This window comes from Roseburia rectibacter (assembly GCF_014287515.2).
In the GTDB taxonomy this organism is placed as follows: domain Bacteria; phylum Bacillota; class Clostridia; order Lachnospirales; family Lachnospiraceae; genus Roseburia; species Roseburia rectibacter.
Genome location: NZ_CP092473.1, coordinates 245878 through 270769 on the forward strand (window position 1 = coordinate 245878; position 24892 = coordinate 270769).

26 protein-coding genes are annotated in these 24892 nt (G+C 43.4%); 20 read left to right on the forward strand and 6 right to left on the reverse strand.

The window, feature by feature from the left end; translation table 11 throughout:
- Complete coding sequence (locus tag H8S51_RS01160; protein WP_241070833.1) at positions 1-1035, forward strand: ATP-binding protein; 1035 nt, start codon at positions 1-3, stop codon at positions 1033-1035.
- A gap of 85 nt (positions 1036-1120) precedes the next feature.
- Here H8S51_RS01160 and H8S51_RS01165 read toward each other — a convergent pair whose 3' ends face one another.
- Both H8S51_RS01165 and H8S51_RS01170 read right to left on the reverse strand, forming a co-directional pair.
- Positions 1121-1291 (reverse strand): DUF362 domain-containing protein, encoded by a 171-nt coding sequence (locus H8S51_RS01165; protein ID WP_022112022.1) that lies wholly within the window; start codon positions 1289-1291, stop codon positions 1121-1123.
- Between the two features lie 156 nt (positions 1292-1447).
- Positions 1448-2485 (reverse strand): aldose epimerase family protein, encoded by a 1038-nt coding sequence (locus tag H8S51_RS01170; protein ID WP_117920514.1) that lies wholly within the window; start codon positions 2483-2485, stop codon positions 1448-1450.
- A 231-nt stretch (positions 2486-2716) separates the two neighbouring features.
- Between H8S51_RS01170 and H8S51_RS01175 the strand changes: the two genes are divergently transcribed.
- The 4 genes from H8S51_RS01175 to H8S51_RS01190 all read left to right on the forward strand — a co-directional run bounded on the left by H8S51_RS01175 (position 2717) and on the right by H8S51_RS01190 (position 5519).
- On the forward strand, positions 2717-3769 hold the full coding sequence (locus tag H8S51_RS01175; protein WP_118209786.1) for an L-threonylcarbamoyladenylate synthase: 1053 nt from the start codon (positions 2717-2719) through the stop codon (positions 3767-3769).
- A 21-nt stretch (positions 3770-3790) separates the two neighbouring features.
- On the forward strand, positions 3791-4270 hold the full coding sequence (locus H8S51_RS01180) for an arsenate reductase/protein-tyrosine-phosphatase family protein (RefSeq protein ID WP_118209787.1): 480 nt from the start codon (positions 3791-3793) through the stop codon (positions 4268-4270).
- A 1-nt stretch (position 4271) separates the two neighbouring features.
- On the forward strand, positions 4272-4901 hold the full coding sequence (upp, locus tag H8S51_RS01185; protein WP_015561153.1) for a uracil phosphoribosyltransferase: 630 nt from the start codon (positions 4272-4274) through the stop codon (positions 4899-4901).
- Positions 4902-5033: 132 nt separating this feature from the next.
- Positions 5034-5519, forward strand: a complete 486-nt coding sequence (locus H8S51_RS01190; protein ID WP_117920610.1) for a deoxycytidylate deaminase — start codon at positions 5034-5036, stop codon at positions 5517-5519.
- Positions 5520-5640: 121 nt separating this feature from the next.
- Here H8S51_RS01190 and H8S51_RS01195 read toward each other — a convergent pair whose 3' ends face one another.
- The gene (locus H8S51_RS01195; protein ID WP_186900498.1) at positions 5641-5922 is read right to left on the reverse strand and encodes a hypothetical protein; all 282 of its coding nucleotides are present in this window, start codon (positions 5920-5922) and stop codon (positions 5641-5643) included.
- Positions 5923-7146: 1224 nt separating this feature from the next.
- Between H8S51_RS01195 and H8S51_RS01200 the strand changes: the two genes are divergently transcribed.
- The 11 genes from H8S51_RS01200 to H8S51_RS01250 all read left to right on the forward strand — a co-directional run bounded on the left by H8S51_RS01200 (position 7147) and on the right by H8S51_RS01250 (position 15882).
- Complete coding sequence (locus H8S51_RS01200) at positions 7147-7398, forward strand: AtpZ/AtpI family protein (RefSeq protein WP_207724072.1); 252 nt, start codon at positions 7147-7149, stop codon at positions 7396-7398.
- The gene (locus H8S51_RS01205) at positions 7379-7813 is read left to right on the forward strand and encodes an ATP synthase subunit I (RefSeq protein ID WP_117922427.1); all 435 of its coding nucleotides are present in this window, start codon (positions 7379-7381) and stop codon (positions 7811-7813) included. Before H8S51_RS01200 ends, H8S51_RS01205 begins: the two co-directional genes overlap by 20 nt.
- On the forward strand, positions 7776-8564 hold the full coding sequence (gene atpB / locus H8S51_RS01210; protein WP_117922428.1) for a F0F1 ATP synthase subunit A: 789 nt from the start codon (positions 7776-7778) through the stop codon (positions 8562-8564). Before H8S51_RS01205 ends, atpB begins: the two co-directional genes overlap by 38 nt.
- A 24-nt stretch (positions 8565-8588) precedes the next feature.
- Complete coding sequence (gene atpE / locus H8S51_RS01215; protein ID WP_006855263.1) at positions 8589-8843, forward strand: ATP synthase F0 subunit C; 255 nt, start codon at positions 8589-8591, stop codon at positions 8841-8843.
- Positions 8844-8902: 59 nt separating this feature from the next.
- Entirely contained in the window at positions 8903-9418 is a 516-nt protein-coding gene (gene atpF / locus H8S51_RS01220) for a F0F1 ATP synthase subunit B (RefSeq protein ID WP_006855264.1), read from the forward strand.
- A complete protein-coding gene (gene atpH / locus H8S51_RS01225) occupies positions 9406-9972 on the forward strand; it encodes an ATP synthase F1 subunit delta (protein ID WP_015561154.1) in 567 nt (188 codons plus the stop codon). The genes atpF and atpH overlap by 13 nt, the downstream gene beginning before the upstream one ends.
- Entirely contained in the window at positions 9969-11477 is a 1509-nt protein-coding gene (gene atpA / locus H8S51_RS01230) for a F0F1 ATP synthase subunit alpha (protein ID WP_117922431.1), read from the forward strand. Before atpH ends, atpA begins: the two co-directional genes overlap by 4 nt.
- A gap of 42 nt (positions 11478-11519) precedes the next feature.
- A complete protein-coding gene (gene atpG, locus H8S51_RS01235; protein WP_186900500.1) occupies positions 11520-12383 on the forward strand; it encodes an ATP synthase F1 subunit gamma in 864 nt (287 codons plus the stop codon).
- A gap of 106 nt (positions 12384-12489) precedes the next feature.
- Positions 12490-13887, forward strand: a complete 1398-nt coding sequence (atpD, locus tag H8S51_RS01240) for a F0F1 ATP synthase subunit beta (RefSeq protein ID WP_117922432.1) — start codon at positions 12490-12492, stop codon at positions 13885-13887.
- A gap of 15 nt (positions 13888-13902) precedes the next feature.
- A complete protein-coding gene (atpC, locus tag H8S51_RS01245) occupies positions 13903-14313 on the forward strand; it encodes an ATP synthase F1 subunit epsilon (RefSeq protein WP_055193396.1) in 411 nt (136 codons plus the stop codon).
- Between the two features lie 240 nt (positions 14314-14553).
- Positions 14554-15882 (forward strand): MATE family efflux transporter, encoded by a 1329-nt coding sequence (locus tag H8S51_RS01250; RefSeq protein ID WP_186900501.1) that lies wholly within the window; start codon positions 14554-14556, stop codon positions 15880-15882.
- A gap of 101 nt (positions 15883-15983) precedes the next feature.
- On the opposite strand, the gene H8S51_RS01255 is transcribed toward H8S51_RS01250, so the two are convergent.
- From H8S51_RS01255 to H8S51_RS01265, 3 genes are all read right to left on the reverse strand, one after another.
- Positions 15984-17099 carry a hypothetical protein gene (locus H8S51_RS01255; RefSeq protein WP_241070834.1) on the reverse strand — a complete coding sequence of 372 codons (1116 nt, stop codon included), beginning with the start codon at positions 17097-17099 and terminating at the stop codon, positions 15984-15986.
- 233 nt (positions 17100-17332) lie between these two features.
- Positions 17333-18373, reverse strand: coding sequence for a hypothetical protein (locus tag H8S51_RS01260; protein WP_186900644.1), 1041 nt, complete (start codon positions 18371-18373; stop codon positions 17333-17335).
- A gap of 387 nt (positions 18374-18760) precedes the next feature.
- On the reverse strand, positions 18761-19852 hold the full coding sequence (locus tag H8S51_RS01265) for a hypothetical protein (RefSeq protein ID WP_241070835.1): 1092 nt from the start codon (positions 19850-19852) through the stop codon (positions 18761-18763).
- A gap of 261 nt (positions 19853-20113) precedes the next feature.
- On the opposite strand from H8S51_RS01265, the gene H8S51_RS01270 reads away from it, so the two are divergent.
- The 4 genes from H8S51_RS01270 (at position 20114) to H8S51_RS01285 (ending at position 24806) form a co-directional block, all read left to right on the forward strand.
- Complete coding sequence (locus tag H8S51_RS01270; protein ID WP_186900099.1) at positions 20114-20728, forward strand: histidine phosphatase family protein; 615 nt, start codon at positions 20114-20116, stop codon at positions 20726-20728.
- A 280-nt stretch (positions 20729-21008) separates the two neighbouring features.
- On the forward strand, positions 21009-21752 hold the full coding sequence (locus H8S51_RS01275; protein WP_118772774.1) for a DeoR/GlpR family DNA-binding transcription regulator: 744 nt from the start codon (positions 21009-21011) through the stop codon (positions 21750-21752).
- Between the two features lie 57 nt (positions 21753-21809).
- Complete coding sequence (gene pfkB / locus H8S51_RS01280) at positions 21810-22727, forward strand: 1-phosphofructokinase (protein ID WP_186900098.1); 918 nt, start codon at positions 21810-21812, stop codon at positions 22725-22727.
- A 141-nt stretch (positions 22728-22868) separates the two neighbouring features.
- Positions 22869-24806, forward strand: a complete 1938-nt coding sequence (locus H8S51_RS01285) for a PTS fructose transporter subunit IIABC (RefSeq protein ID WP_186900097.1) — start codon at positions 22869-22871, stop codon at positions 24804-24806.
- Positions 24807-24892 lie beyond the last annotated feature (86 nt).

Sequence of the window (24892 nt, forward strand, 5' to 3'; positions counted from 1 at the left end):
TTGGAGGATGGAAGATTTGATTATATAGAATCCGGCTCGCTGTTTGGTGTGCGGTACAAGGATGTCACATCTTATCCGGTTGGCTTTGAACAGATTTTACCAATGTATCCGCTGGATTTTGAGGAATATTTGTGGGCGAATGGCATACAGAATCATACACTGCAGTATTTGAAATCGTGTTATGACAAAAAGGAAAAAGTATCTGAGACAGTACATGAGACACTTTGCAAACTTTTTTACAGTTATCTTGTAGTTGGGGGAATGCCCGAAACCGTACAGATTTATGTTGATACGCATGATATTGCAAAAGTGGTGCTGAATCAGAGAAGTATTTTAGATCTTTACCGCCTGGATATTGCAAAATATGCTACAGAAAATGAAAAAATAAAGATCAAGGCAATATTTGACAGCATTCCCGCCCAGTTAAATGAGAAGAACCGGAGATTTAAATTAAACAGTATTAACGCTTCCGCAAGGCATATCAGGTATGAGGACAGCTTTAACTGGTTAGCGGATGCGGGCGTTGCGTTGCCATGTTATAACGTGACAGAACCACAGGCACCGCTGCAGTTAAGTGAAAAACGAAACCTGTTCAAACTTTATATGAATGATGTTGGACTGCTTTGTGCTTCCTGTATGGAAAATATCCAGTTTGATCTTCTGATGGGGAATGTTGACGTCAATATGGGAAGTATTCTGGAAAATGCATTTGCGCAAAATCTGAAATCGAACGGTTTTGAACTTCATTATTATGATTCTAAGAAAATTGGAGAATTAGATTTTGTATTACAAAAAGGACTTCACACAGAACTTGTAGAGATCAAGTCAGGAAATGACTTCAAAAAGCATCTGGCAATGGATCATGCAATGAAAGTAGAACAATGGAAGTTTGAAAAAAATATTGTATTTTCAAAATCAAATGTGGTGGAAGAAGGGGAAATCCTGTATTTACCATGGTATATGATCCTGTTTTATAAACAGGAAAGGGAACCGGAAAAGATGATCTATGAGATTGATCTAAGTGGACTTGTCTAAGTAAAAAAGAAGCTGTGAAACATAGTTTCACAGCTTCTTTTTGCGGTTTCCCGCAAGAGTTCTACTCGCAAAAACTCTTTAAGTATTATTCCTCGCTGATAGCTCCTGTTGGGCAAACCCCTGCACATGTACCACAGCTTACACAAGCGCCTGCGTCGATTACGAACTGGCTGTCTCCCTGAGAGATAGCTCCTACTGGGCACTCTGGTTCGCATGTACCACAGCTTACGCAAGAATCAGAAATTACGAATGCCATTTGTATTCCCTCCTTAAAAATAAAATCATAGACTCGCTACCGCTTCAGTAGCTTTAGATTATTCTAATACAAAAAAGATGGTATTACAAGTCAAAACCCGAAAAAACCATGTACAAAAATCAGCACAAAATAATTGGACTCTGCGGATCTGCCACACTAAAACGTAGAAAAATGATACAGTGTCTTAGAATGGAACGGCTCGTCCGGATGAAGTACGATACTCGGGAAATTCTCATGATTGATCGCATCTGGGAAATGCTGCGTCTCTAAGCATACGCTGGTGCGGCTGTCGTAAACTTTTCCATTTTTACCAGGCTGCTTGAGCGGCTGATTAGCGACATAAAGCTGCATGCCAGGCTGATCTGTAAAACAGGTCATACGGATGCCGCTGTCTTTGGACTGTAATACGGCTGCTTCACGAAGACCGGTTCCGTTGATCACAAAGTTATGATCGTAAGTGCCAAACTTATGAAGCTGTTCATATTCGGAGTAATAGGCTTTCCCAATCGTGTGCATCACTCTGAAATCAAATGGCGTATTGTCTACCGGGATCAGTTTTCCGGTAGGTGCCTGTGAATCATCAAGCTCTGTGATGGAATCTGCATCAATATAAAGTTCGTGAGAAAGGATATCACCGCTTCCCTCACCGTTTAAATTGAAATAACCGTGGTTTGTGACATTAAACAAAGTATCCTTATCAGCAGATGCTTCGTATACGATCGAAAGTTCATTGTCTTCAGACCAGCCATAGGTAACTGTCAGGGTCAGATTGCCCGGATAACCTTCCTCACCGTCGGCAGAATTCATAGTCAGGATCAGTTTGTCATCCTTTACTTTTGCATCCCATGGTTTGGAGGCATAACCGATCAGACCTCCATGAAGATGATTGGTTCCACAGTTTACGGCAAGCTGGTATTCTTTCCCATTTAAAGTAAAATGACCGTCTTTGATGCGGTTTGCAACACGTCCGACTACGGCACCAAGACTTGCGTCATCATTTTCATAGGCAGACATTGTATCCATACCTAGGCAGACATCTGTTGGTTTTCCGTTACGGTCCGGAACGACGATCTTTACAAGACGGCAACCGAAATTCAGAACCTCTACATAGGCACCTGCCTCATTTTCAAGATGGTATATATTAATATTTTCTCCTGCGTTTGTTGTACCAAAATCAGATTTTGTAATTTTCATGAAAACCCCCTTTCCAAACATAACTGTTTGCAGATGAACAGTAATAATTATGCCACATTTACGGAAACATAGCAAGTTACAGTTCGGGTTCTATGGTAATTTTGCTGGAAAATCAAGGTACAAATCCGCGAATTATGCACACTCTGTTGCCTATTTGGATAAAATGTGCGATAATACAAATGTTTGGGAAAAATAAAAATAAGAATTATATTAGAAAAGAAGTAGTGATATATGCAGACAAAATTAATAAAAATAGACGCAGACGATCCGAATAAGGAGGATATGCAGGAGGCGGCAGAGATCATAAGATCCGGCGGGCTGGTAGCATTTCCGACGGAAACGGTTTATGGACTTGGCGCAAATGCACTTGATCCGGAGGCGTCAAAACGGATCTATGCGGCAAAGGGACGTCCTTCGGACAATCCGTTGATTGTTCATATATGCAGATTTGAAGAACTTTTATCCATTGCAAAAGAGGTTCCGCCGCAGGCAAAGAAACTGGCAGACGTGTTCTGGCCGGGACCGCTTACCATGATTGTGTGGAAGAATGAAAAGGTTCCGTATGAGACCACCGGTGGAATGGATACGGTGGCAATCCGCATGCCAAATCATCCTGTTGCGCTTGCACTGATCGATGAGAGCGGTTGTATGATCGCGGCACCGAGTGCCAATACTTCCGGAAAGCCGAGCCCGACAGAAGCGGCACATGTGGCATTAGATCTTGATGGTAAGATACCGATGATACTGGATGGGGGGCCGGTTGGAATCGGTATTGAGTCTACAATCATTGATCTGACGGAAAAGATACCTATGATTCTGCGCCCGGGTTATATTACAAAAGAGATGTTAGAGGAAGTACTCGGGGAAGAAGTGCGCATTGATCCGGGAATCATTGCTGCGGATTCCACAAAGAAGCCGAAAGCGCCTGGAATGAAGTATAAACACTATGCGCCAAAGGCAGATCTGGTGCTGGTTGAGGGAGAACAGGAGGCTGTTGTTGCAAAGATCAATGCATTAGTCAGGGAAAAACAGGCAGCAGGACTAAAGGTCGGTGTTGTTGCAACGGATGAGACAGAATCTTTGTATCAGGCAGATTATGTGGTGACGATCGGAGCGAGGAGCGATGAGGATGCCATTGCCAGACATTTATATAAAATATTGCGTGAATTTGATGATTGGAATGTAGATGCGATTTATTCAGAAAGTTTTTCAACACCGAGAATCGGTCAGGCAATCATGAACCGGTTAATGAAAGCAGCAGGACATCAGGTGATTCAGGTTTGATGGGAGAAGGAAGGATAACGCATGAAACAATATAATCGAATCCTGTTTGTCGCGGAGAATGGAACTTGCCGTGCTCCGATGGCAGCGGGCATACTTGGGGAGTATGTATTAAAACATCCGGTTGAAATCGGTGCGAGAGGAATGGTCGTTTTATTTCCGGAGCCGCTCAATCAGAAAGCGGAAGCAGTCATGATCAGCAATGGGATCAATCTGGATGGCTATATGTCGGCACAGCTGACGGAAGAAGATTTTACAGAGGACACATTAGTTCTTGTTATGGAACACGCCCAGTTAGAAAAGGTTCTGGAAAAATACGAGAGAGCCAACCCGGAGAATGTATATGTTCTCACGGAACTTGTCGGAGATGAACTGGAGATTTTAGATCCGTATGGCGGCAGTCTGCAGGCATATGGGCTATGCTATGAAACAATGAGAAAGACCATCAAAAAGCTGGTCACTCTTTTAAATGAAGAAAGTAACGAAGGAAGCGAGGAAAATTAAAATGGGAAAAATCGTAGTAATGGATCATCCGTTGATCCAGCACAAAATCGGTATCATCCGCAGAGAGGAAACCGGATCAAAAGATTTCCGTACCTTAGTCAGCGAGATTGCAATGCTGATGTGCTATGAGGCAACCAGAGACTTGAAACTTGCAGATGTGGAGATCGATACACCGATCTGCAAAACGACTGTGAAAGAGTTAAAGGGCAAAAAGCTTGCTGTTGTACCGATTTTACGTGCCGGTCTTGGCATGGTGGACGGTATGCTGGCAATGATCCCGGCAGCAAAAGTAGGACATATCGGACTTTACCGTGATCCGGAAACATTAGAGCCGGTAGAATATTACTGCAAACTTCCGGCAGACTGCGCAAACAGAGAGGTATTTGTGGTAGATCCGATGCTGGCAACCGGTGGTTCATCATCGGCAGCAATCCAGATGCTAAAGGATAAAGGTGTTAAAAATATTCGCCTGATGTGTATTATCGCAGCACCGGAAGGCGTGAAGAAAATGCAGGAAGATCATCCGGATGTAGATGTATACATTGGAGCTTTAGATGATCATTTAAACGAGCATGGTTATATTGTTCCGGGACTTGGAGATGCCGGAGACCGTATTTTTGGAACCAAATAGTATGAAAATAATTGACAGCATATTTTTATATGGCTGTTTGTGCCGCAGACGTCACAAAGCAGTTTTATCGCAGAATCAAATTAATCTGCGGTTTCTCTGATGCAGGAAAACGTCTGCAGAATGGAGATCAACATGAGCGGCAAAAGGAAAGATTATATCAGCTGGGATGAATATTTTATGGGAGTTGCACTGCTTTCGGGAATGCGTTCAAAAGATCCGAATACACAGGTGGGAGCCTGCATTGTCAGCGAAGATCACAAGATACTCTCAATGGGGTATAATGGGTTTCCGACCGGCTGCTCGGATGATGATTTCCCGTGGGAGCGAGAGGGCGAGCCTTTAGAGAATAAATATTTCTACACTACACACAGTGAGCTGAATGCAATTTTAAATTACCGGGGCGGAAGTTTAGAGGGCGCGACGATCTACGTTACACTGTTTCCATGCAATGAATGTGCGAAAGCAATCATCCAGTCAGGAATCCGCAGGATCGTGTATGACAGCGACAAATATGAGACAACACCGTCGGTTGTGGCATCAAAGAAGATGCTGAAAGCAGCGGGGGTTGTGCTGCAGCGTTATGAACACACGAATCGCAGGATTGAATTGGAACTGTGAGTATAGCTGCAATTATTACATTGTCCATAATTGTAACTTCAATGGCGAAAAGCATGCTGGAAAATATTATTTGGATAGATTTTCCGGCATGCTTTTTTTGGGACTTATTTTTTCAACAGCATTATTTTTCGCTTAAAGATTTTTTAAGAGTATCTTCTGACCATTCTGCGTGCGTCTGACATAAGAGATAGATTTTATTAACAAAGGAAATATCTTCGTTGAGTAAATTGGCACAGGTTTCTGCAGGAATGTTTTTGTGAAACATGTTATAGACAGTGTGTATACGGTGTGAGTACTCGCCGTTAATGTGACCTTGGGATAAGCTTTCAGATAATCCATCTTCATAGCTGTCCCGGCGTTCCATCTTAATATATTCATCCATATCAAATTCTTCTAACAACATTCCAACGACCTCCGATGGCTCAGATCATAAAATGCATTGCCCGATAAATTGTGGTTTGTTGGGCTATGAGTTCCCCGGCTAAGGGTGGCGTCGCAGTTTTGTAAGTGGCAAATTGCATCAAGCAGGGACTGTTTTGTTTCCGTTGTCCGAAAATAAGAAACTCTAAGCATGCCTGATTCAGGTTGGGGTGGAGTGACGTGTGCGTCCTAAATGTGCCGTCCGGGCACATTAGGACTTGTGCTACCGTCCATGGCAGCACAACACTGTGTTACGGACAGGCATCCTAAGAGTTTCTAATTTTCTTCCAAAGTCACAAAACGAGTCCCGGCTTGATGCGATTCGCCAGCCGCAAGGTTGTGAACCACCCTTAGCTGGGGAACTCATTTTACAACCTTGGGGGTGCGTAAATTTTTAGTGTTTTGTGTCTGAATCTGATTAAAAAGATATTTCCAAATAACTATATTCAATGGTTTATTATTTGTTTGATAACGTTGGCAAAAACTTCAATGTATCCCACTATGCTCATGTTTATTGCCATACACATTTGAAAAAATATTTTGTGTTATTGGTCGGACAATTTACGAAACGATTCTTATAATATAATGTAGCATATAAAAATTCTGGGAAGTCATCAGGCTGAATATTAGTGATACAGCACATTAGGATTTTAAGCATATTTCCATTCGTGCAAATGTCAAAAATTCACACCCGCGCCCCCGATTTTGAGATGAACCGCCCACCCAAATGGTGTTTCATAACCTGGAGGCTGGCATCTTGCGCAAAGCCGAAGCTGATTTTGTGACTTTGGGAGAAAATTAGAAAATCTTAGTGTGTCTGTAGATACACAGTGATGTTCTGCCACGGATGGCAGAACAAGGCAGCATCGAGTCATGGATGACTCGTTGTTGCCGTTCACGTCACTCCGAAAAAATCTAACTCAGACACACTTAGACTTTTCTTATTTTCGTACAACGGAACCAAAATTAACTCCGGCTTTGCGCAAGATGCCATTCACAAACCTACGACTCACCATTTGGACGGGCGATTTATTTCATAAACAAACCATCATTTATCGGGTTACTTATAATATAGTGCAGATAATAGACAAATTTGAAATATTTCTTAACAAAAAGGAAATATTATCTATACAAAATGACGGATATTTGATAGACAAAATGGCGAAAAATGTTATAATGAATAAAGATTGTACTTTATGGAGGAACGATGCAAGTGAGAAAAAACAGAAAGGTGTTTCAGGCACTGACACTGATCCTGCAGTTTGGATTGAATATGATCGTTCCGATCGTGATGTGCACTCTCTTTGGTACATGGATCGGCAGAAAATATGATATGCTCTGGATCGTGATCCCATTGTTTATCATGGGTGCTCTGGCCGGATTTACCAATATTTTTAAAATGGCAAAAAAGATTTACGGACAGGACGGTGGCAGAAATAATGTTACGAAGAATCAATGATGCATTGCCGGGACTTGTTTTGGGAATTATTGTGTATGGAGTGATCGTGGAATTAGCAGGTGTTTGGTTTGTCACCGACAAAGCCAGGTACACCACGGGACTTCTGATCGGTATCGGTTTAGCGTGCGGTATGGCAGTCAACATCGCAACTGTATTAAGAGATGCGGTGGAGTTGTATGGAGAGGACAATGCAAAGAAGAAGATCATTGTAAAATCACTGCTCCGCTATGCTGTTGTTGTGATCGTTTTCTTTATTATGATGGAATGGAATCTCGGAAATCTGATCACTGCGTTTATCGGGGTATTGGGACTTAAGGTATCTGCGTACTTACAGCCCTTTACACATAGAGTAATACAAAAACTGCAAGGAAGAGGTGATGTATCTTCAGACAGTGAAGATAACAATTTCATATGAGGGAGGTGAGAGAGTGAATCATGCAATTCTGATGTCATCCGGAGCCGAAAATATCGACTTTATGATACATGGTATCGTTCAGTACGAGATATTCGGACATAAAGTCTGGATCACAACATCGCATGTCTGCATATTGATCGTTATGCTGCTTATGATGGCACTTGCCATTGCAGGAAACCGTGCGATCAAACATGCAAAGGAGATCCCGGAGGGATTTCAGAATGTTATCGAGCTGATGGTTGAGATGCTTGATAACATGGTAAGCGGCACCATGGGAAAGGTGGCAGCACCGAAGTTTGTCAATTATATCAGTACCATTTTTATTTTTATTCTTATGAGTAATATATCAGGTCTGTTTGGATTAAGACCACCAACGGCTGACTATGGTACGACACTGGCACTTGGTCTTATTACATTCTTCCTGATCCATATCACGCAGTTTAAGAATCTGCCGATCAAGCAGATCTGGACAGATATGTGTTCCCCATTGCCACCATGGCTGCCAATCTGGTTTCCAATCAATGTGATCAGTGAGATCGCAGTGCCGATTTCATTGTCGCTTCGTCTTTTTGCGAACGTATTGTCAGGAACCGTTATGATGGCATTAGTTTATGGACTGCTGAGCAAAATAGCAATCATCTGGCCGGCAGCACTCCATGTATACTTTGACTTGTTCTCAGGAGCAATTCAGACGTATGTATTTTGTATGTTGACAATGACATACATTGGTCAGAACTACGAACAAGAATAATTTATTTTATTTAGGAGGATTAATATGAATATCACAGGACACGATTTAATTATGGCATGTTCAGCTATCGGTGCAGGTCTGGCAGTTATCGCCGGTATCGGACCTGGTATTGGACAGGGTATCGCAGCAGGACATGGTGCAGCAGCAGTTGGACGCAATCCGGGTGCAAAAGGAGATATCATGTCAACCATGCTTTTAGGACAGGCAGTTGCAGAGACAACAGGTCTTTACGGACTCTTGATCGCAATGCTCTTACTGTTCGTACAGCCTTTAGGCTAATGAATGGCGCTCCATTCTTGGAATAAAAAAATTGGAAAGGAGGCCGAACCTTGGAGGAAATGACAAGACTTTTTGGACTGGATTTTCAGTTACTGCATGATGTGGTTTTGATGGCGTTAGCAGTATTTTTCTTATTTTTATTCATGTCCAAGATGCTGTTTGAACCGGCACGCAAGCTGCTGAATGACAGAAAGAACCGTATCGCAGCCGATATTAAGACTGCAGAAACGGACAAACAGGACGCAGCAGCACTCAAAGCAGAATATGATGCGAAGTTAAAAGAAGTCGATAAAGAGGCAGAGCAGATCTTAAGCGAGGCCCGCAAGACGGCGCAGAAAAATGCAGCCCGCATTGAGAGTGACGCAAAAGAAGAAGCGGCGCGCATCATAAAGAGAGCCAACGAAGAAGCAGAGCTTTCTAAGAAGCGTGCAATGGATGAAGTAAAACAGGAAATGATCACAGTTGCATCCATGATGGCGGCAAAAGTTGTTGCAGCAAATATCGATGCGACCGTGCAGGATACGCTGGTAGAAGAAACATTGAAAGAAATGGGTGATTCGACATGGCAAAGCTAGTATCAAAAACATACGGTGATGCATTGTTTGAAGTTGCGCTAGAGAGCGGAAGGATGGATGAATTCCGGGATGAGGCAGTGGCAGTAAAAGCCGCTTTGAATGAGAATCCTGAGCTCTTCAAATTAATGAGTCATCCAAAAATCGTTAAAGAAGAAAAAGTAAAAATCGTAGAAGACATATTTGCAGAAAAGATTTCCGCGGAGTTTGTTGGACTGCTCCGCCTGATTGTAGAAAAAGGTCATTTCGCAAAAGTGGATACGGTGCTGGATTATTTCATTGACTGTGTCAAGGAGTATAAGAACATCGGAACCGCTTATGTGACATCGGCAATGGAATTATCCGAAGCGCAGAAAGCAGCAGTGGAGAAAAGATTGTTAGAGACTACAAAGTATGTGAAATTTGAGATGCATTATGCAGTGGATTCCGCACTGATAGGCGGAATGGTGATTCGCATCGGCGACAGAGTCGTTGATTCCAGTGTCCGGACCAAATTAAATGATCTGACACGCGAATTGTCAAAAATACAGTTGAAAGCAGGTGAATGCGCTTCATGAATTTAAGACCAGAAGAAATAAGTTCCGTAATTAAAGAACAGATCAAAAGGTATGCAGCGCAGTTAGAGGTAGCTGACGTTGGTACCGTTATTCAGGTAGCAGATGGTATCGCACGTATTCACGGTCTTGACAACGCAATGCAGGGTGAGCTTCTGGAATTTCCGGGAGAAGTATACGGAATGGTATTAAACCTTGAGGAAGATAATGTTGGTGCTGTACTTTTAGGTGCACAGCGCAATGTCAATGAAGGTGATACCGTAAAGACCACCGGACGAGTCGTAGAGGTTCCGGTTGGTGACGCCATGTTAGGACGTGTTGTCAATGCGTTAGGACAGCCGATCGACGGCAAAGGACCGATCGAGACGGACAAATATCGTCAGATCGAGCGTGTCGCATCGGGTGTTATTTCGAGAAAATCCGTAGATACACCGTTACAGACCGGTATCAAGGCGATCGATTCCATGGTGCCGATCGGACGTGGACAGCGTGAGCTGATCATCGGTGACAGACAGACCGGTAAGACAGCGATCGCGATCGATACGATCATTAACCAGAAGGGACAGGGCGTAAAATGTATTTACGTTGCCATCGGACAGAAGGCGTCCACTGTTGCCGCTCTGGTGAAAACATTAGAAGAATTTGGAGCAATGTCTTATACGACAGTGGTTGCTTCTACTGCCAGTGAGCTTGCACCATTACAGTATATTGCACCGTATGCAGGATGTGCGATCGGTGAGGAATGGATGGAGAATGGTGAGGATGTTCTCGTTGTTTACGATGATTTAAGTAAGCATGCGGCCGCATACCGTACACTCTCCTTACTCTTAAAACGTCCACCAGGACGTGAGGCTTATCCGGGAGATGTATTCTATCTTCACTCAAGACTCTTAGAGCGTGCAGCAAGACTTTCCGATAAACTTGGCGGAGGTTCCCTGACTGCATTGCCGATCATCGAGACACAGGCGGGTGACGTTTCAGCGTATATTCCGACGAACGTTATTTCCATTACCGATGGTCAGATCTATCTTGAGACAGAGATGTTTAACTCCGGTTTCCGTCCGGCGATCAATGCTGGTCTTTCGGTATCCCGTGTAGGTGGTTCCGCACAGATCAAGGCTATGAAGAAGATTGCAGCACCGATCCGTGTCGAGCTGGCACAGTACAGAGAGCTTGCAGCATTTGCACAGTTTGGTTCTGAACTCGATGCCGACACGACAGAGAAGTTAGCACAGGGTGCCAGAATCCGTGAGATGTTAAAACAGCCGCAGTATCAGCCGATGCCGGTTGAAAAACAGGTCATCATCATCTATGCGGCAACCAGAAAATACCTTCTGGATATTCCGGTAGAACAGGTTTTACCGTTTGAAAAAGCACTGTTTGAGTATGTGGATACCAAATATCCGGATGTACCGGAAGCAATCCGCACAGAGAAAGTCATCAGTGATGAGACAGAGGCAAAACTCGTCAAAGCGATTGAAGAATGTAAGGCAGATTTCTTGAAATAAGCGTAACAAGCAGGACTTCGCCAAAAAAAGGAGGAAGTTGTTATGGCCTCAATGAGGGACATTAAACGAAGAAAAAGCAGCATACAGAGTACGCAGCAGATCACAAAAGCCATGAAGCTTGTTTCAACCGTAAAACTGCAGAAAGCAAAAAGCAGGGCAGAACAGACGAATCCATATTCGAATTATATGTACCAGACCGTTACTTCCATGCTTGCAAGATCAGGTGGGATTGACCATCCTTATCTGAAAAAAGGCACTTCCACAAAGAAAGCGATCGTTGTGATCACATCCAACCGTGGACTTGCCGGAGGATACAATTCCAATTTGATCAAGCTGGTTACCGGAAGTGACTTTTCCAAAGATGATGTAGAGATCTATGCTATCGGTGGAAAAGGACGTGAGGTATTAGAACGCCGTGGTTATCATATTAAGGAAGATGATTCTTATATCATCGAGTCACCATCCTATGATGATGCGGCAGAACTCTGCAAGAAGGTGCTTACGGATTACACCAATGGCACGATCGGCGAGATTTATCTGGTGTATACACATTTTAAAAATACAGTCGTACACGAACCGAAGCTGATGAAGCTGTTACCGATCGAGTTTGATGAAGAAGAACTTGGTGCAGCAGCAGAGGCAAACGTTCTGATGAATTATGAGCCGAATGAGACAGAAGCACTTGATATGATCATTCCAAAATACGTTACAAGCCTGTTTTACGGGGCACTTGTGGAGGCAGTTGCCAGTGAAAACGGTGCGAGAATGCAGGCGATGGATTCTGCAACGAGCAATGCAGAGGATATGATCAGTGATCTGACGCTCAAATACAACCGGGCACGTCAGGGCTCGATTACACAGGAATTAACAGAGATCATTGCCGGTGCGTCGGCAATCTCTGGATAGCAGATTTTTATATCAGGAAATATTGCCGGCTGTGTTCAGGCAGATACAGTGGAAAAATATTTCGCAGGAATCTGCATAAAAATATGATTACAAGGAGAAAGAAGCGATGGCAAATAATATCGGTAAGATTACCCAGATTATCGGTGCCGTTCTGGATATTAAATTCACAGAGGGCAATCTGCCGGAGATCAACGATGCGATCCGTATTCCGTTAAAAGGTGAACAGTCGGGAAAAGAATTGACCGTTGAGGTTTCCCAGCATCTGGGCGATGATACAGTCAGATGTATCGCAATGGGATCGACCGATGGACTAGTCCGTGGAATGGATGCAGTTGCAGCCGGCGGACCGATCAGCGTGCCGGTAGGTGAGAATACGTTAGGCAGAATGTTTAATGTATTAGGAGATCCAATCGATGAGATCGATCCTCCGACCGGTGTGGAAAAATGGCCGATCCACAGACCTGCTCCGGCATTTGAGGAACAGGCAACATCCCAGGAGATGTTAGAGACAGGTATCAAGGTCGTAGATCTTCTCTGCCCTTACCAGAAAGGTGGTAAGATCGGATTGTTCGGTGGTGCCGGTGTAGGTAAAACCGTTTTAATCCAGGAGCTGATCCACAATATCGCAACCGAGCACGGTGGATATTCCGTATTTACCGGCGTTGGTGAGCGTACCCGTGAGGGAAATGACCTTTACTATGAAATGAAAGAATCAGGAGTTATCGATAAGACCACCATGGTGTTCGGACAGATGAACGAGCCGCCGGGAGCACGTATGCGTGTTGCATTAACAGGTCTTACGATGGCAGAGTACTTCCGTGATAAAGGCGGTAAGGATGTATTGCTTTTCATTGACAATATTTTCCGTTTTACACAGGCAGGATCTGAGGTATCCGCGCTGTTAGGACGTATGCCTTCCGCCGTAGGTTACCAGCCGACATTACAGACAGAGATGGGTGCTCTGCAGGAGCGTATCACATCTACAAAGAACGGTTCTATCACTTCCGTTCAGGCAGTTTATGTGCCTGCGGATGACTTGACCGACCCGGCTCCGGCAACCACATTCGCACATCTGGATGCAACGACCGTACTTGAGCGTTCTATCGCAGAGCTCGGTATTTATCCGGCAGTAGATCCGCTTGGTTCTACTTCCCGTATCTTAGACCCGCGTATCGTTGGCCAGGAGCACTTTGAGGTAGCCCGCGGTGTGCAGGAGATCTTACAGAAATACAAAGAATTGCAGGATATCATTGCAATCCTTGGTATGGACGAGCTTTCCGAGGATGATAAACTGGTTGTAAGCCGTGCAAGAAAGGTACAGAGATTCTTATCCCAGCCGTTCTTCGTTGCAACACAGTTTACCGGTCTGGATGGAAAATATGTTCCGATTGCAGAGACAATCCGCGGATTTAAGGAGATTCTTGAAGGAAAGCATGATGATGTACCGGAGAGTTATTTCTTAAATGCAGGTACGATCGATGATGTCCGCGCAAAGATGCAGTAATAATGGAGGGTGTGTATGGCAGAAGAAAACAGACTCTTTCAGGTAGAGATCATTACGCCGGATCGTGTTTTTTATACAGGTGAGGGTGATATGATCGAGTTTACCACTGCCTCCGGTGAGATCGGTGTGTATAAAAAGCATATTCCGCTCACGACCGTGTTAGCACCCGGCATCGTAAAGATCCACAAGACGGGTGAAGATGACGTGATCGCGGCAGTACATTCCGGCTTTGCGGAAATTCTGCCGGATAAGGTAACACTTCTCGCAGAGATTGCAGAGTGGCCGAATGAGATCGACAAGAACCGTGCTGAAGCTGCGCGTGCGCGCGCTGAGGAACGGCTTGCCCACCGGACAGAGGCAATCGATGTCAAACGTGCTGAATTTGCACTTCGCAAAGCACTGGTGCGTATTGATATTGCAAAATAAGATTTACTTGACAGAAATAAAATTTACTGGTTATAATATAGCTCCAAAACCATTTTATGGAGTGGACTTTTCTTGAGTGATGAACTCTATTTTTCGCCACACAGCTGCAATGATTTGCAACTGTGTGGCGTTTTTTTGTTGTCAGATTGCACATAAGCAGTCCCGGTTTTGTGGAATCTGCCGATTAAGAAGTCTGAAACCACGATGTGTCCTCATGTCATGAAACGAAAGGAATGAAAAATGAACCAGAATTTTATGAAAGAGAAACCGGTCATGCCGCTTGTGATCTCCATGGCATTGCCAATGACATTTTCCATGTTAGTCAATGCGCTCTACAATATCATTGACAGTTATTTTGTGGCGCGCATCAGCGAAGATGCGATGACGGCACTTTCTTTGGTGTTCCCATTGCAGAATCTGGTCAATGCAGTTGTTATCGGATTTGCAATCGGAATCAATGCGACAATCGCATATTTTCTTGGAGCACAAAAGCAGAACACGGCGGATAAGGCGGCGTCGCTTGGAACACTTTTTAATATGATCCACGGACTGATCTTAGCGGTAGTCTGCATTGCAGCCACAGCACCTTTTCTTGCCATGTTTACAGATAAAAGGTCGATCATAGACATGGGCGCAGCATACGCGCAGATCGTATTTCTTTTTGCAGTACCCAATGCGGCAGGTCTTTGTTTTGAAAAGATTTTTCAGTCGGTAGGGCGCATGAAAACGTCCATGCTCTGTATGCTGATCGGCTGTGTGACCAATATTATCTTAGATCCTTTTATGATATTTGGAATAGGTTTCTTTCCTGAAATGGGGATCCGGGGAGCTGCTATCGCAACCGGGATCGGTCAGATGGCTTCTCTTGTCAGCTATCTGCTGTTTTATTTTTTTAAACCGATTCCGGTAAAGATAAGATGGAAAGATATGAAACCGGAAGCGGAACTTAGCAGGAAAATGTATTCGATCGGTGTCCCGGCAACATTGAGCATCGCGCTGCCGTCTGTACAGGTCTCTGCATTAAATGCGATTCTTGCGGTTTATTCTGCCAGCTATGTACTTGTACTTGGGGCTTATTTTAAATTACAGACATTTTTATATCTGACAGGAAATGGTGTCGTGCAGGGGATGCGTCCTCTGATCGGATATAACTACGGTGCGGGAGAGTCAAAGCGTGTCAGAGAAATTTTCCGGTCAGCGCTGGTATTGATCGCGGGGGTCATGGTAATCGGAACGATACTTTGTATGGCAGTGCCGCAGACGCTCATTGGATTGTTTACCAGTAATCCGGAGACGATACAATTTGGAAAAGAGGCGCTTCGTCTGATCAGCATTGGATTTATTGCGTCATCGGTCTCCGTCACGGTATCAGGTGCGTTGGAAGGACTGGGAAAGGGAAAAGAATCGTTGGTAATTTCTGTGCTCAGGTACATAGCAGTTATTTTACCATTGGCATTTATTTTGAGTAAAATATTGGGGGCTGCGGGCGTCTGGCATGCGTTCTGGATCACGGAAGTGGTCGTGGCAGGGATTTCCTATGTGATCTGTAAAAAAGAAATATTTCAGTAATAAAAACACCTGTAATTATATGTTGTTGGGCATGTAATTACAGGTGTTTTTGAAAATAGAATATGCGTGGAGTGTGTAGTCTGTTGTTTGAAATAATGAGTTTAATTTTCTTTTAGTGAATTGTAAAGATCTTCATCTGACCAGTCAGGGTGAGCCTGGCACAGTGAATATACTTTATCAATAAAAGCAGTATCCTTGTTAAGCAGTTTAGCACAGCTTTGTGCAGGAATATTTTCCTGGAACATGTTGTGGATGATGTGTAATTGCTCAAGACGTTTGCCCTCCGCTAAACCCTCCGCTAAACCCATCGCTAAGCCATCCTCATGTCCATCCGCATAGCTGTCCCTGCGTTCCATCTTAATATACTCATCCATATCGAATTCTTCCAATAACATACCAACGACCTCCGATCTGTGTTTGGTGAGAAAATCCTGCAAAATACCGTCCCTGATACATTCCTGTACAGCAGCATCCGCTGCCGGTTCTAATGGAATACCGTTTCTGACCTTCGAAGAAATTCTGCCAATCAGGATAGAATATTCCTCTAAAGTCCGGCATCGTGCCATTAATTCCTGATTGTGTCCATAATTAATGTTGTAAACCCGTGCAGTGCACTCTAAGCAGGGGCGGGTGCTGATGGGGCTGGACGTATTTTGCGCAGCGGAGTCAGGGACATCAATATCAGAAACAGGCATATCAGTAGTAACGACTGGCTGTCTGGGTGCAGCATCTGTTGTCAGGTGGTTTGATTCAGCACATATAAACGCATCTGAAAGATGCAGCTCTATGTAATCTTTATTATCTTCCAACGGTTCAACCCCATTATAAAAAATAACAAACTGGGGAAACGGCAGTGAAAGCAGTTTTTTCCCGTAAATGTTCAGGTTATTTTGTTTGATATAGCTTTCATACTGTTTGCCGAAATAGATCAGTCCGCGGATCGGCATGTTTGGGTTTAAGGTACTCTGGTGTTCATACAGATTTAATGTACCACGGACAATAAATGATACATCATTTTTATATCCGAGATAGATCACGTCATCGATCGTGTAAAAGATCAGTTCATCTGCATCGTCATAATCTGTCTGATTCAGGGCATTGTATAACTCCAGCAAAACCGGTTTCTCATTAAAAATTCTGCGGAATAAGGCATCCCGGTACTTCTTCTGCACAAAAACATGTTTTGTGTGACTGCGTTTTCCTTTGTTTTTCCCCATGTAGTTTTCTCCTTTGATTATAAAAAATTTAAACGTTTTTCACAATAGTTTTCTGAAATAGCTGGCGAAATGCCGGAATGAAAAAGAGTGATATTCAGAAAATGATCTTATGGAAATAAAATCGAATTGCGATAGATGTAGTATAGCATGAAGATGCTATTATAGACAAGCAGAATATATAGAGAAAAAATCCCTGTAAGTATGCGATAATGGATATATGCTTACAGAGATTTTTATAGTGAAATCCATTTTTCTTTTAATGCATGGTAAAGATCTTCATCTGACCAGTCAGGGTGAGCCTGACATAGAGAATACACTTTGCTGATAAATGTAACGTCCTTGTCAAGCAACTTAGCACAGCTTTGTGCAGGAATATTTTCCTGGAACATGTTGTGGATGATGTGTAATTGCTCAAGACGTTTGCCCTCCGCTAAACCCATCGCTAAACCATCCTCATGCCCATCCTCATAGCTGTCCCTGCGTTCCATCTTAATATATTCATCCATATCAAATTCTTCCAATAACATACCAACGACCTCCGATCTGTGTTTGATAAGAAAATCCTGCAAAATACCGTCCCTGATACATTCCTGTACAGCGGTATCTGCTGCCTGTTCTAATGGAATGCCGGTTCTGACCTTCGAAGAGATTCTGCCAATCAGAATGGAATATTCCTCTAAAGTCCGGCATCGCGCCATCAGTTCCTGATTGTGCCCATAATTAATATTGTAAACCCGCGCAGTACATTCTAAGCAGGGGCGGGTGCTGATGGGGCTGGATGCAGCATCTGTTGCCAGGTGATTTGATCCGGCATATACAAACGCATCCGAAAGATGCAGTTCCATGTAATCTTTATCATTTTCCAACGGTTCAAATCCATTATAAAATATAACAAACTGCGGAAACGGTAATGAAAGCAGCTTTTTTCCGTAAATGTTCAGGTTATTTTGTTTAATGTAGCTCTCATACTGTTTGCCGAAATAGATCAGTCCGCGGATCGGCATGTTTGGGTTTAAGGTACTCTGGTGCTCATACAGATTCAGCGTGCCTCGGACGATAAATGACACATCATTTTTATATCCGAGATAGATCACATCATCGATCGTGTAAAAGATCAGTTCATCTGCATCATCGTAATCTGTCTGATTCAGGGCATTGTACAGTTCCAGCAAAACCGATTTCTCATTAAAAATTCTGCGGAACAAGGCATCCCGGTACTTCTTCTGCACAAAAACATGTTTTGTGTGACTGCGTTTTCTTTTATTTTTCCCCATGTAGTTTTCTCCTTTGATTATAAAAAATTGAAACGTTTTTCACAATAGTTTTCTGAAATAGCTGGCGAAATGCCGGAATGAAAAGAGTGGTATTCAGAAAATGATTTTATGGAAATAAAATCGAATTGCGATAGATGTAGTATAACATAAAGATATTATTATACAAAAGTAGAATAGAAAGAAAAGATCCCTGCAAGTATGGGATATTGATGTTACTGTTCACAGGCAGGCATTTTCTGAACTGAAAATGCCGTATGATACAGTGGTGGCAGCAGATTTTGCCGATTTGGAATGCGAAGCATCGGCAAAATCCGTTACTGGAACGAGGTACGAGTGAACAGTAACATATTGATAAAATGATATACTTACAGGAATTTTAATAAAGCTTTATTTTTCTTTTAATGCATTGTAAATATCTTCATCTGACCAGTCAGGGTGAGCATGGCACAGTGAATATATTTTATTGACAAAATCTGTGTTTTCATTAAGCAGGTCGGCGCAGTTTTCGGCAGGGATGCTTTTTTGAAACAGGTTGTGGACGACGTGTAACTGCTCAAGACGTTTGCCCTCGGCTAAGCCATCCTCATGTCCATCCTCATAACTGTCCCTGCGTTCCATTTTAATATACTCATCCATATCGAATTCTTCCAATAACATACCAACGACCTCCGATCTGTGTTTGATAAGAAAATCCTGCAAAATACCGTCCCTGATACATTCCTGTACAGCAGCATCCGCTGCCGGTTCTAATGGAATACCGTTTCTGACCTTCGAAGAAATTCTGCCAATCAGGATAGAATATTCCTCTAAAGTCCGGCATCGTGCCATTAATTCCTGATTGTGTCCATAATTAATGTTGTAAACCCGTGCAGTGCACTCTAAGCAGGGGCGGGTGCTGATGGGGCTGGACGTATTTTGCGCAGCGGAGTCAGGGACATCAATATCAGAAACAGGCATATCAGTAGTAACGACTGGCTGTCTGGGTGCAGCATCTGTTGTCAGGTGGTTTGATTCAGCACATATAAACGCATCTGAAAGATGCAGCTCTATGTAATCTTTATTATCTTCCAACGGTTCAACCCCATTATAAAAAATAACAAATTGCGGAAACGGCAGCGAAAGCAGCTTTTTCCCGTAAATGTTCAGGTTATTTTGTTTAATGTAGCTCTCATACTGTTTGCCGAAATAGATCAGTCCGCGGATCGGCATGTTGGGGTTTAAGGTACTCTGGTGCTCATACAGATTCAGCGTGCCTCGGACGATGAATGATACGTCATTTTTATATCCGAGATAGATCACGTCATCGATCGTGTAAAAAATCAGTTCATCTGCATCATCGTAATCTGTCTGATTCAGGGCATTGTATAACTCCAGCAAAACTGATTTCTCATTAAAAATCCTGCGGAACAAGGCATCCCGGTACTTCTTCTGCACAAAAACATGTTTTGTGTGACTGCGTTTTCCTTTGTTTTTCCCCATGTAGTTTTCTCCTTTAATTATAAAAAATTTAAGTGTTTTTCACAATAGTTTTCTGAAATAGCTGGCGAAATGCCGGAATGAAAAGAGTGGTATTCAGAAAATGATTCTATGAAAATAAAATTGAATTGCGATAGATGTAGTATACATGGGGAAATCATAAATTGCAAGAAGAATCTGCCGTTGCACGGATTCACATAGACAAATCAAAACGAATTGTTTATACTTGATTTATGACAACATCACCCAAAAGAGGAGAAATCAATGATTTTATATTTTGTACGTCACGGAGAGACGGACTGGAATGTAAAAAAGAAAATACAGGGCAAGACAGATGTGCCGTTGGATGAGACAGGAAAGCAGCAGGCAAAAGAGCTTGCGGACATGCTTCTGGATCGGAAAAAGGAAGGGACTCTTCAGGTTGTGCGGGCATATACATCCCCACAGCTTCGTGCAGCACAGACGGCACAGGAGGCGGCGATCGCGCTTGATATTCCATGTATTGCGGCGGATGGTCTGCGGGAAATGGATATGGGCGACTGGGAAGGCAGAAGCTGGGAAAGCATTACGCAGGAAAATGCGAAAGAGTATCAGGACTGGGATGCCAACAGGCGTTATGTCCATACACCGCATGGAGAATGTTACAATGAAGTGCTGAGGCGTGCGCTTGATACACTCGGAATGATCTTAGAACGGGAGACGGAAGATGTGTTGATCGTAACGCACAGTGGCGTACTGATGGCATTGCGGTGTTATATTGCCGGACAGGCATTTGAGGAAATGGGTATCATACGGTATAAGACGAAAAATGCAGAGGTGGTTGAAATTTTTGCGGATGATGTAAAAGATGCGATCGAACGTTTTCAAAAGGGGGAGTAAAGCGTTTATGATCGTGTGAATAACGGAAAGCAGTGTGAAAAAGCAGCGATTAGTATAAATTAGATCAAAAATATAAAGACTGTCGTAAGAAACGGCTTCCTGGTAAAGAAACAGGACTGATTCTTCCGACAGTTTTTTTGCACTTTCCACAATTTTTAAAATGAATTTTTATGAATGATTTTGACGGATTTTGATTGACTATGACGGAACGAAATCATATAATAAAGCTATCAAAGATGAACGAATTTGAACGGTTGTGAATGAAATTGGAGGAAAAGATATGCTGACAGAAGAAAGATTTACAAGAATTTTATCCATACTAGAGAGTATGGGCAGCGTGACCGTTCAGCAGCTTATGACAGAACTGGATGCATCAGAGTCAACGATCCGGAGAGATTTAAATACACTGGATGCAAATGGTCAGCTCATTAAAGTCCATGGCGGTGCAATTTTAAAAAACACCTCATACAGTACCGAGGATGACGAAGTCATGCAGCGTAGAGAACGGAACAAAGGTGCAAAAGAAAAGATCGCAAAATATGCGGCAGGGCTGATCGAACCTGGAGATTTTGTTTATATTGATGCAGGTACGACGACGGATCTGATGATCGATTTTATTACGGTCAGACAGGCAGTGTTTGTGACAAATGCGATCACACATGCAAAAAAACTTGCGCAGAAAGGTTGTACGGTATATATTCTTGGCGGCGAGTTCAAGACGGTGACAGAGGCAATCGTTGGAGAGGAAGCTGTTTCTTCGGTTGAAAAATATAATTTTACAAAAGGATTCTGGGGAGCAAACGGAATCAGTATGCAGCGCGGATTTTCCACACCGGAGTTAAAAGAAGCGCTCGTAAAAAAACGCTCCATGGAGAACTGCAGAGAATGTTATATCTTAGCAGATGATAGCAAGTTCAATCAGATATCAAGTGTGACATTTGCTCCGTTTGAGAGTGCAAAGGTCATCACGACAGGTCTTACAAAACCTGCGTACCGTAAATGTAAAAATGTAATTGAAGTATAAAAAATACGAAGACCTGCGGAACAAAAACGCGGGAAAAGCAGAAAGGAGACTGAGAAAATGATTTACACTGTTACATTTAATCCATCACTGGACTACATTGTGACAGTTCCGCATTTCACCTGCGGAATGGTCAACTGGACATCAGAGGAGAAGATTTTTCCGGGTGGAAAAGGAATCAATGTATCCATGGTGTTAAAAAATCTTGGACTGGAGAACACGGCACTTGGGTTTTATGCCGGATTTACCGGAAACGAACTGGAGCGTCTGATCAGGGAAAAAGGAATCCGGGCGGATTTTATTCCGGTAAAAGAAGGAATGACAAGGATCAATGTAAAAATGCGTTCCGACGAGGAGAGTGAGATCAACGGACAGGGACCGGCGATATCGGAAGCTGACATCAAAACACTTTATGAAAAACTGGATCGGCTTTCAGATGGAGATGTTTTGGTTATGGCAGGAAGTATCCCGGATGTGATGCCGCAGACCATCTACATGGATATCATGAAATATCTTGCAGATAAGGATTTAAAGATTGTTGTGGATGCGACAAAAGATCTGCTCGTAAATGTATTACAGTATCATCCGTTTTTAATTAAACCGAATAATCATGAGCTTGGTGAGATTTTCGGTGTGAAAATAACAGAAAAAGAAGATGTGATCACTTACGCAAAGAAGATGCAGGAAAAGGGCGCAGGAAATGTCCTCGTTTCCATGGCTGGCGACGGAGCAGTGCTGGTTGCTGAAGACGGCAGCATCTTTCAGGCGGAGGCACCAAAGGGTAAGGTCGTCAATTCGGTTGGCGCCGGGGACTCCATGGTAGCCGGATTTGTAACAGGTTATTTAAAGACGGGAAGCTATAAAGAAGCTTTCCAGATGGGGGTTTGTACTGGAAGTGCATCGGCATTTTCAGAGGAACTGGCAACAGAACCGGAAGTTTTGGCGCTTTTAGATAAAAACAAAGGCATATTTAAGTAGGAGGAGTAAAATCCTCTGCTCCTGCAAGGGCACATGCTATGCAGGCATAGCAGACATTTTGCTTCGCAAAACAAGGAGTAAAATCCTCTGCTCCTGCAAGGGCAGTCGCATTTTGCTTCGCAAAACAAGGAGGATTTAAGCATGAAAATCAGGGATTTACTTGCCGTAGAGAGTATTGACTTAAATGGCAAAGTTAATGGAAAGAACGAAACCCTTGATGCAATGGTTGCATTGATGGCTAAGAGCGGAAAGATCAACGATGTTGAGAAGTACCGCAAGGGCGTATACGCCAGAGAGGAAGAAGGAACAACCGGAATTGGTGAGGGAATCGCCATTCCACATTGCAAGTCAGATGCAGTCAGCAAACCTGGTCTTGCAGCAATGGTCATCAAAGACGGGGTGGATTTTGATGCATTAGATGGAGAAAAGGTCAGCCTGATCTTCCTGATCGCAGCACCAAATACGGAAGACAACGTACATCTGGATGTACTTAGCAAGTTATCTGTTCTTCTGATGGATGAGAATTTTACAAGCGGACTTCGCAATGCAAAGACGGTTGAGGAATTTTTAAGTGTGATCGACCGCGCGGAAGCTGAGAAAGATGCCGAAGAAGAGAAAAAGAACAGCGCAGATACAAAGAATGCGGCAGAGGAGAAAAACACAGAGAATGGAAAGCTGATCCTCGCTGTAACCGGATGCCCGAACGGAATCGCACATACTTATATGGCGGCAGAAAATATTGAGAAAAAAGCGAAAGAGCTTGGATGCCGTGTGAAAGTTGAGACAAGAGGTTCCGGCGGTGCCAAAAATGTATTGACAAAAGCTGAAATTGCAGAGGCTGCATGTATTATTGTTGCAGCGGATACACAGGTTCCGATGGATCGTTTTGCAGGCAGACCTGTGATCCAGTGTAAGGTTTCTGATGGAATCAGTAAGGCGGAAGAATTGTTAGACAGAGCGTTAAACGGCAATGTTCCACTGTATCAGGCGAAGGGAAGCGGTCAGGCAGCAGACAGTGAGGAAGAATCTGACAGCGTTGGACACCAGATTTACAAACACCTGATGAATGGAGTTTCCCATATGTTACCGTTCGTTATCGGCGGTGGTATCCTGATTGCGATCGCATTTCTGATCGATGGTTTTGCAGTTGACTTAAACAGCCTTCCATTTGATGAGCGTTCAAACTTTGGTACGATCACACCGATGGCGGCAATGTTTAAATCGATCGGTGGTGTTGCATTCGGATTTATGCTTCCGATCTTAGCCGGATTTATCGCAATGAGTATTGCAGATCGTCCTGGTCTTGCGGTCGGTTTTGTCGGCGGAGCAATCGCGGCAAACGGAACATCCGGATTCCTTGGAGCTCTCGTTGCAGGTTTTGTTGCAGGCTATCTGGTACGTCTGTTAAAGAAACTGTTTGAGAAACTGCCGGAAGGCTTAGAGGGTATCAAGCCAATGCTTCTCTATCCGGTAATCGGTATCTTTTTGATCGGAGTGATCATGACTTATGTGGTAGAGCCTCCGATCGGAGCATTAAACGTTATGATCAACAACGGATTAAACAGCATGAATGGTGCAAAGGCAATCCTGCTTGGCGCACTGCTCGGCGGAATGATGTCCGTAGATATGGGTGGCCCGGTAAACAAAGCAGCATATGTATTTGGTACCGCATCTATCGCAGCAGGCAATTACAATATCATGGCAGCTGTTATGGTCGGTGGTATGGTTCCACCGCTTGCAATCGCACTTGCAACCATGTTCTTTAAAAACAAATTTACCGAAGAAGAGAGAAAAGCAGGACCGACAAACATTGTTATGGGACTTTCCTTTATCTCAGAGGGAGCAATCCCGTTTGCAGCATCGGATCCATTGCGTGTGCTGCCGTCCTGTATCATTGGTTCCGCAGTTGCAGGAGCATTATCCATGGCATTTAACTGTACATTAATGGCACCACATGGTGGAATCTTCGTATTCTTAACCGTAGGCCATCCACTGTTATATCTTGTATCCCTGGCAGTTGGTTCTGTTGTAGGATGCGTAATCCTTGGACTTTTAAAGAAGGATGTATCAAAAAGATAGGAAACGGAAAAGGTAATTAAAATCGCAGGCTTTATGTTGCAACAATATAGAGCCTGTGAATATGTAATCATAAAACAATGTGTTAT

Coding starts and splice junctions, on each gene's coding strand:
- H8S51_RS01165 (WP_022112022.1), bottom strand. CDS start 1,291: ATGGCATTCGTAATTTCTGATTCTTGCGTAAGCTGTGGTACATGCGAA.
- H8S51_RS01170 (WP_117920514.1), bottom strand. CDS start 2,485: ATGAAAATTACAAAATCTGATTTTGGTACAACAAACGCAGGAGAAAAT.
- H8S51_RS01175 (WP_118209786.1), top strand. CDS start 2,717: ATGCAGACAAAATTAATAAAAATAGACGCAGACGATCCGAATAAGGAG.
- H8S51_RS01180 (WP_118209787.1), top strand. CDS start 3,791: ATGAAACAATATAATCGAATCCTGTTTGTCGCGGAGAATGGAACTTGC.
- upp (WP_015561153.1), top strand. CDS start 4,272: ATGGGAAAAATCGTAGTAATGGATCATCCGTTGATCCAGCACAAAATC.
- H8S51_RS01190 (WP_117920610.1), top strand. CDS start 5,034: ATGAGCGGCAAAAGGAAAGATTATATCAGCTGGGATGAATATTTTATG.
- H8S51_RS01195 (WP_186900498.1), bottom strand. CDS start 5,922: ATGTTGTTAGAAGAATTTGATATGGATGAATATATTAAGATGGAACGC.
- H8S51_RS01200 (WP_207724072.1), top strand. CDS start 7,147: ATGCAAGTGAGAAAAAACAGAAAGGTGTTTCAGGCACTGACACTGATC.
- H8S51_RS01205 (WP_117922427.1), top strand. CDS start 7,379: ATGTTACGAAGAATCAATGATGCATTGCCGGGACTTGTTTTGGGAATT.
- atpB (WP_117922428.1), top strand. CDS start 7,776: ATGTATCTTCAGACAGTGAAGATAACAATTTCATATGAGGGAGGTGAG.
- atpE (WP_006855263.1), top strand. CDS start 8,589: ATGAATATCACAGGACACGATTTAATTATGGCATGTTCAGCTATCGGT.
- atpF (WP_006855264.1), top strand. CDS start 8,903: ATGACAAGACTTTTTGGACTGGATTTTCAGTTACTGCATGATGTGGTT.
- atpH (WP_015561154.1), top strand. CDS start 9,406: ATGGCAAAGCTAGTATCAAAAACATACGGTGATGCATTGTTTGAAGTT.
- atpA (WP_117922431.1), top strand. CDS start 9,969: ATGAATTTAAGACCAGAAGAAATAAGTTCCGTAATTAAAGAACAGATC.
- atpG (WP_186900500.1), top strand. CDS start 11,520: ATGGCCTCAATGAGGGACATTAAACGAAGAAAAAGCAGCATACAGAGT.
- atpD (WP_117922432.1), top strand. CDS start 12,490: ATGGCAAATAATATCGGTAAGATTACCCAGATTATCGGTGCCGTTCTG.
- atpC (WP_055193396.1), top strand. CDS start 13,903: ATGGCAGAAGAAAACAGACTCTTTCAGGTAGAGATCATTACGCCGGAT.
- H8S51_RS01250 (WP_186900501.1), top strand. CDS start 14,554: ATGAACCAGAATTTTATGAAAGAGAAACCGGTCATGCCGCTTGTGATC.
- H8S51_RS01255 (WP_241070834.1), bottom strand. CDS start 17,099: ATGGGGAAAAACAAAGGAAAACGCAGTCACACAAAACATGTTTTTGTG.
- H8S51_RS01260 (WP_186900644.1), bottom strand. CDS start 18,373: ATGGGGAAAAATAAAAGAAAACGCAGTCACACAAAACATGTTTTTGTG.
- H8S51_RS01265 (WP_241070835.1), bottom strand. CDS start 19,852: ATGGGGAAAAACAAAGGAAAACGCAGTCACACAAAACATGTTTTTGTG.
- H8S51_RS01270 (WP_186900099.1), top strand. CDS start 20,114: ATGATTTTATATTTTGTACGTCACGGAGAGACGGACTGGAATGTAAAA.
- H8S51_RS01275 (WP_118772774.1), top strand. CDS start 21,009: ATGCTGACAGAAGAAAGATTTACAAGAATTTTATCCATACTAGAGAGT.
- pfkB (WP_186900098.1), top strand. CDS start 21,810: ATGATTTACACTGTTACATTTAATCCATCACTGGACTACATTGTGACA.
- H8S51_RS01285 (WP_186900097.1), top strand. CDS start 22,869: ATGAAAATCAGGGATTTACTTGCCGTAGAGAGTATTGACTTAAATGGC.